At 47.7% G+C, this 6,052-nt stretch carries 6 protein-coding genes; 5 read left to right on the forward strand and 1 reads right to left on the reverse strand.

What is annotated here, in order from left to right:
• Positions 1-4: 4 nt before the first annotated feature.
• From AC3EBE_RS06700 to AC3EBE_RS06710, 3 genes are all read left to right on the forward strand, one after another.
• Positions 5-763, forward strand: a complete 759-nt coding sequence (locus tag AC3EBE_RS06700) for a 2-phosphosulfolactate phosphatase (protein WP_488594242.1) — start codon at positions 5-7, stop codon at positions 761-763.
• 89 nt (positions 764-852) lie between these two features.
• Positions 853-1,923 carry a M20 peptidase aminoacylase family protein gene (locus AC3EBE_RS06705; RefSeq protein WP_488594249.1) on the forward strand — a complete coding sequence of 357 codons (1,071 nt, stop codon included), beginning with the start codon at positions 853-855 and terminating at the stop codon, positions 1,921-1,923.
• A 683-nt stretch (positions 1,924-2,606) separates the two neighbouring features.
• On the forward strand, positions 2,607-3,311 hold the full coding sequence (locus AC3EBE_RS06710; protein WP_488594243.1) for a GNAT family N-acetyltransferase: 705 nt from the start codon (positions 2,607-2,609) through the stop codon (positions 3,309-3,311).
• 40 nt (positions 3,312-3,351) lie between these two features.
• On the opposite strand, the gene AC3EBE_RS06715 is transcribed toward AC3EBE_RS06710, so the two are convergent.
• Positions 3,352-4,770, reverse strand: coding sequence for a glycoside hydrolase family 18 protein (locus AC3EBE_RS06715; RefSeq protein ID WP_488594244.1), 1,419 nt, complete (start codon positions 4,768-4,770; stop codon positions 3,352-3,354).
• A gap of 144 nt (positions 4,771-4,914) precedes the next feature.
• Here AC3EBE_RS06715 and AC3EBE_RS06720 point away from each other — a divergent pair, with 144 nt between their 5' ends.
• Both AC3EBE_RS06720 and AC3EBE_RS06725 read left to right on the forward strand, forming a co-directional pair.
• Positions 4,915-5,298 carry a MarR family transcriptional regulator gene (locus AC3EBE_RS06720; protein WP_488594250.1) on the forward strand — a complete coding sequence of 128 codons (384 nt, stop codon included), beginning with the start codon at positions 4,915-4,917 and terminating at the stop codon, positions 5,296-5,298.
• Between the two features lie 16 nt (positions 5,299-5,314).
• Positions 5,315-5,911, forward strand: a complete 597-nt coding sequence (locus AC3EBE_RS06725; protein ID WP_488594245.1) for a LysE family translocator — start codon at positions 5,315-5,317, stop codon at positions 5,909-5,911.
• The last annotated feature ends 141 nt before the right edge of the window (positions 5,912-6,052 follow it).

The following is a 6,052-nucleotide window of genomic DNA, read 5'->3' on the forward strand; positions in this document are numbered from 1 at the left end:
TCTAATGTTCGATCAAGCTCCATATCAGTGCAGAGTGGAATGGGGAAAGCGCGGGGCCCGGGAAGCTGCTGGACGGGGAGATATTGTCATTGTTGTGGATGTGCTCTCTTTTTCATCTACGGTTGTTTCTGCCTTGAATGTTGGTGCGGTAATTTACCCCTACCCGCCTGATCTTGACGGAAAAAGCTACGCAGAAAGCGTCGGGGCTGAATATATATTGGGGAGGACAGAGGCGGCGCGCGCAGGGAAACCGACTTTGTCACCGGTAACCTTCAACACTGCCCACCAAAATAAAAGCTATGTCCTGTCATCCCTTAATGGAGCGTATTGTACCTGGATTGCTTCAAAGGTGCCTGCCCTGCTGATCGGTTCCCTGCTCAATGCATCTGCAGCCGCAGAAGCTGCGAATAAAGTCCAGCAAGAGACCGGGGCAAAGATTACTGTCGTTCCAAGCGGTGAGATGTGGAATGATGTCCGGGAAAATGAAGACAGGCTGCGGCCTTCAATAGAAGATTATCTTGGTGCGGGGGCCATCCTTTCAAATTTGAACGGTGAAAAGTCACCAGAAGCTATTGTATGTGAAGCAGCTTTTAATGGATCGAAAATGAATCTGAAGCAATTGATTTGGGATTGCGGCAGCGGACGCGAACTCCGCGAGCGTGGATATGAAGATGACGTCCTGCACTGCAGCCGGCTTGATGTGACAGAAGCCGTCCCTGTTTTAACAGAAGGACGCTTCACACTTTGGGAAAATGCAAAATAAACATTTTGATAGAGTTATTTTAGATTATAATGGATGTTAAAAAGACTGGAGATGTTAGTGTGGATCAGCAATACATAGAAAAACGTATAATGGAATGGTTCAATCATTTTCATACATATCCAGAAGTGAGCTGGAAGGAATTCAACACGACTGATAAGCTTGCCGAAATCCTTGATGAGCTAGGAGTTTCATATAAAAGGTTTGTGGATGTGACCGGATTGGTGGCCGAGCTTGGAACGGGGGATGAAGTCATTGCCGTAAGAGCGGATATCGATGCTTTATGGCAGGAGGTCGATGGTGTCTGGCAGGCAAACCATTCTTGCGGGCATGATGCCAATATGGCTATGGTTCTTGGCGCATTGCTATATGTAAAAGAACAGAATCCTTCCAAAACGATCCGATTTATTTTTCAGCCGGCAGAGGAGAAGGGAAATGGCGCGCTCTCAATGGTCGAGCGAGGCGCGATAGAGGACGTAACCCACTTATTCGGCGTCCACCTTCGTCCGATTGAAGAACTGCCCCTTGGCAAGGTGTCTCCTTCCATCCATCATGGAGCGGGTACCTTCCTTGAGGGGAAAGTCATTGGAATCGATGCCCATGGAGCACGGCCGCATCAGGGGAAAAATGCGATTGATGTAATTGCCGCCCTGCATCAGGCCTTGAAGACAATCTATGTTTCACCGTTCGAACCGCATTCTGCCAAACTGACGAAAATCCTCGCGGGCGGGGACAACCTTAATATCATACCAGGCAGTGCAGAGTTCGCAATCGACGTAAGAGCCCAGAAAAATCAAGTACTGGAGCAGCTTCAGGAAGCGATAGAAGAAAGATTGCTAGGACTGCAAAAATTATATAGAGTGGATATCACCTGGGAGTGGCTGGATTTGGCACCCGGTGCGGAAGTTTCCCAAGAAGCTGAGGCAATCGCGGAACAGGCTATTATCTCGTCAATCGGTGCGGAGTTCCTTGCCCCTCCGGTCATTACTTCAGGAAGCGATGACTTTCATTATTATACGGTGAAAAAGCCTGAATTAAAGGCAACAATGATCGGCATAGGAGCGGATTTGGCTCCAGGCCTCCACCATCCAAAAATGAACTTTGACCATGCAGCCTTGAATATTGGGGCAAAAGTGCTTGCAGAAACACTATTGAAAGCTTAATGACCGTGTATAATTATAGAGTCTGTTAATGCCGAATGTTGATTTTTAAACCCTGTTTCTCTTCGTTCCAGGCGCGCAGACTCCTTCGGGATGAAGCGGGCAGGTGAGACCTAGGTAGAAATGGCCTGAGAAGAAGGGCCATTTTACCCCGCAGGAGCAAATCGACGAGAAGGCTCAGCGCACGCCCCAAGAAAAATTTGCTCTTGAAAAAGCCGGCAATTGGGCTTTTTCAGAATTTTTCAGAGGAAAGCGAAGCGCCTGGAACGAAAATCAACAGCCTAGTTTAACAGAGCTTAATTATATGAATGAGGAATTTGCCATTCAGAAATATCAAGAAGTGTTTCAAACACCATCCTATACACGAAAATGAGATAGAATGGTTGTGAGGAAGCTTCCAGAAACAATTCGGCAGCGTCCTCAATCTCATTGCATTTCAGAGATGAAAAAACTATTTGAAATGAGCGGTGCCCTCAATGTATTCCAATGTTAAGAAATTGATTGAAATGCAATGGTCGGTGTCCTCAATACACTTCAGATACCAAAACCGAGCATAACTTGTTATGATAGTTTCGGAGAGATCAATGAACTGAAATCTATTAATTTTTATAGATATAAGCAAAACTATGGCCTGAATCGTCCAAAACGAGCGACAAGAGAGGGACATACAACAGGAGGATGATTCTATGGAGATTTTACATCAGGGAACTTTAAGCAATGCCTCAGGTCTGGAGGAGAATTACACAGTCCGGAAACTTGGTCCCGGGGATTTGGGTGCAATCCTCGAGGTGCAGAATAAAGTCATATCCAGTCTGAAAGACAGGAGCGCTTTGCAGCCGCTGACTGAAGAAGAGTATCGCCATATTCTTCAGGGAAATGGCATGATGGCAGGAGCATTTGCGGATGATCGCATGATTGCGTTCCGGGCGCTGCTTGTACCGAGCATTGATGAAGAACACCTTGGAAGGGATATTGGCCTTGATGAGGATGAGCTTTCAAAAGTGATTTACCAGGAAGTATCAAATGTGCTCCCTGAATACAGAGGAAATAGGCTGCAGCAAACCCTGGCGATTCTGCTCATGCAGGAACTGAACAAGGAGGAGCATTCGTACCAGTATGTCTGCAGTACAGTGGCGCCTTTTAATATTCCAAGCTTGAAGGATAAATTTTCACAGGGGCAGGAGATCGCTGCTTTAAAAGAAAAATACGGCGGGCTGCTCAGGTATGTTTTCGTCAAAGATCTGGGCGAGCCGGCAAATCGCGATTGGAATGAAATCATTTCTGTGCCAATGGAAGACACGGAGTCACAACAGGAAATCATATCCCGTGGTTATCGCGGCTTTGATATGATCGAAGAAGAAAACAGCTGGCTCGTTCAATACGGGAAGTAAACAAAACCAGTGCCAGGCAAGATACCGGGCACTGGTTTTTCTATGTCAATTTTTTAATATTGAAATTGTCCTCCAGCAATGTCCAGTTCTGCGGGAATGGATAGCCGAGCACCCAGTAGCTGACACCGCGCAGATTGTACTGCTTGATGGTATCGAACTTGGCCTGTGCACTTCGGGCGTCCTCGAACCAGACCTCGTGTCCCCGGCCCTGTTCATCGGTGTAGCGGAAAAACGGTGATGCTGCAGCAGTATCATACTGGATAGCTGCCCCGTATTTGATTGCACGCCTGACAGCTTCCTGCGGGCTGTAAGTTTCCGCTTCCTGGCCCTCGACGTGGGGGATAATCCAGTCGCGGGCGTAAAGCTGGAAGCCCATCAGGATTTTATTCCGTGGAATCACAGTGACGGCGTAGTCAAGTACGCGCCGGATTTCATTCAAAGGCGAAACCGCTCTTGGCGGGCCGAAGCGGTAGCCCCACTCATATGTCATCAGCACGACAAAGTCGGCAATCCTGCCGTGAGCAGGATAATCATGGGCTTCATATAAAAGCCCCTTCTGGCCGGCGCTGATTTTTGGAGCGAGTGAGGTGGATACGAAATAGCCTTCCTTATGGAGAGCGTCAACGGCTTCCTGCAGGAAAGAATTGTACTGCTCACGGTCTGCCGGCAGGACATTTTCGAAATCAATATTCAGCCCGCGATAGCCTTTTTCCTTCATGACAGAAAGGATATTGTTCAGGAGCGCCGAACGATGTTCACTGCTTGCCAGCACCTCATGCGCAATGTTTTCGCCAGCTTCTGTCGAGGTGAAATTGGTGATCGACATCATTGGCAGTGCTCCTTTGGCAAGACCGGCCTGAATCGCGTCGGTATCATCCTTCATATAAAGGACGAGGGAACCGTCAGGCTGGATGACATAGGCAAAAGGCGCGATATAAGTCATCAGTTCAGCCACTTCGCCAACATACTCCACTGCTTTTTCATCGGAATGGTAGGTGAAGGCATTCGATTCGATCGTAGGTTTTGGCCGCGGGATGACTAAAATCGTGCCCGGATAGAGCACATTTGGATTCTGGATTTCGTTCGCCCTGATAATTGCCTGGACGGTAACTCCATAACGCTGGGCGATTTGCCAGAGAGCCTCGCCGCGCTGGACCGTATGGCGGATTGCCGGAATCCTCAGGACAGTACCTGGATAGATGAGTGCGGGATTGGTTATTCCGTTCGCTTTGATAATTGCATCAGCAGTCGTGCCGTAGCGCTGGGCTATACTCCAGAGCGCTTCACCAGAGCGGACCGTATGGAATGCATCATAGGATGGAATGATCAACGCCTGCCCAACGACCAGCTGGTTCGGATTTTCAAGCCCGTTGATATCTGTAATCTGGCTAATCGTAACCTTATACCGGTTCGCAATCTGCCATAACGATTCACCTCTTTGGACCACATGGATGAACATGTTGAACCTCCCCTGGAAAAAAAGACCTACAATATGGTATGAGCAGAATTATCATGATATGTTGAGGGAGAGCCAATTAGTCATTTTTCTTCTGGATTGCCTGCGGGGATAAACGTAAAATAGGAGTAAAAGGAAGTGGTATGGATGGGCGCATGGGGTACCGGGCTTTGGGAAGATGACCTGGCATGTGATATTCAGGATGAATGGAATGATCTTCTTGATGAAGGAATCAGCCCTCGGAAGGCTACAAACATCATCTTGAAATCATGGCTTGAGGAGTTCGAGGATTATGAAGATGAGATGCAAAGTCAATCAGATAGATCCATCCTGTATATCTCCCTGGCTGCATTGCAGATGAGACACAAGGCATTGACCATCGCTGTAAAAAAGAAGGCCATAATGCTGATTGATAAAGGAGCGGACCTTGAGCTCTGGGAGGATGGAGACAAGGAAAGCTATGAGGATCGAAAGGAATTTTTGCTCGATTTTAAAAAGAAGCTGGAACAGACAAGGGCGAGGTTCTTCTAGGGAAAGGAATCAATGAATGTTATTGCTAAAAAGCATCATCTTAGGTTTTTCAGTTTCTGCACCGGTTGGACCGATCGGGCTGCTTTGCATCCAGCGGGTTCTTTCAAAGGGACGGCTCGCCGGCATCCTGACAGGATTTGGCGCAGTGACGGCGAATATAATCTATGCGAGTATCGCCGCATTTGGATTCTCAGTTCTTTCCGCATTTCTGATTGAACAACAATTTTTGCTGAAGGCAATCGGTTCTGCGTTCCTATTATATCTGGGTATTAAGACATTTCTTAAAAAGCCTGCATCAAACGCTGCGGACCTGCAGGGCGAAGGGCTCCTGGGCATTTATCTGTCAACCTTCTTTTTAATGATCACAAATCCAGTTACCATCCTGAATTTCACAGCGATGTTTGCCGGACTTGGGTTTGAAAACGGAACAGATACAGGCCTTACTAGCGTCACACTGATTGGCGGCGTATTTTTAGGGGCAGCCATCTGGTGGGTCCTGCTAAGCTTTGTTGTAAGCATTTTTAAAAGTAAAATCACGCCTCACCTTGGCTTGGTCAATAAAATTGCGGGACTGATGATCATCATGCTCGGCATATTGGCGTTTGTAAAATAAAGGCTGTGTTAAAGCTGAATGTTGATTTTTAACCCTGTTGATTGTAGTGGAAGGCGCGAAGACTCCTTCGGGATGAAGCGGGTAGGTGAGACCCCGCAGGAGCAAAGCGACGAGGAGGCTCACCGCACGCCCCGAGGAAAG

It is taken from the genome of Mesobacillus sp., from assembly GCF_057785455.1.

Coding starts and splice junctions, on each gene's coding strand:
- AC3EBE_RS06705 (WP_488594249.1), top strand. CDS start 853: ATGGAATGGTTCAATCATTTTCATACATATCCAGAAGTGAGCTGGAAG.
- AC3EBE_RS06700 (WP_488594242.1), top strand. CDS start 5: ATGTTCGATCAAGCTCCATATCAGTGCAGAGTGGAATGGGGAAAGCGC.
- AC3EBE_RS06720 (WP_488594250.1), top strand. CDS start 4,915: ATGGGCGCATGGGGTACCGGGCTTTGGGAAGATGACCTGGCATGTGAT.
- AC3EBE_RS06725 (WP_488594245.1), top strand. CDS start 5,315: ATGTTATTGCTAAAAAGCATCATCTTAGGTTTTTCAGTTTCTGCACCG.
- AC3EBE_RS06710 (WP_488594243.1), top strand. CDS start 2,607: ATGGAGATTTTACATCAGGGAACTTTAAGCAATGCCTCAGGTCTGGAG.
- AC3EBE_RS06715 (WP_488594244.1), bottom strand. CDS start 4,770: ATGTTCATCCATGTGGTCCAAAGAGGTGAATCGTTATGGCAGATTGCG.